At 50.6% G+C, this 419-nt stretch carries 1 pseudogene; it reads left to right on the forward strand.

The features are described 5' to 3' along the window. Positions 1-196: 196 nt before the first annotated feature. Positions 197-419 (forward strand): annotated as a pseudogene (locus UF06_RS27245) (ISAs1 family transposase); the annotation flags it as partial.

The following is a 419-nucleotide window of genomic DNA, read 5'->3' on the forward strand; positions in this document are numbered from 1 at the left end:
TATTAATACCGACAAAGCGCATTTCCGTATCAACCGTGACAAACGGCAAAGGGCAACAGATGATTATCCTCTGTTTGATATTTTGTTTCTGCCTATCTGGGCCGTGATCACCGGAGGTCAAGGCTAGACTGACTTTCGTGAATATGTTCCTGGCGACGCCGACTAGTTTCTTAAACAGGGGCTGTTTGAAAACGGTGTGCCTGTCGACGATCCCTTTGCTCGTTTGATTGCAAATATTGATCTTGCCGAGTTTCGCGACGGCTTCTTGGGTTGGATGAATGCGGACCATACATGGAGGTTTGGTGAGGGGGTGGCCATTGTTGGCAGGACTTTCGGCGGCCCCTACGATAGAGACGACAGGCAAAGAACCATCCATAGGGGGAGCGCCTATGCAGGTGCTAACCAAAGGGAACTGGGCA

Origin of the sequence: Vibrio sp. S234-5, from assembly GCF_000960595.1 — a bacterium.
GTDB lineage: Bacteria > Pseudomonadota > Gammaproteobacteria > Enterobacterales > Vibrionaceae > Vibrio.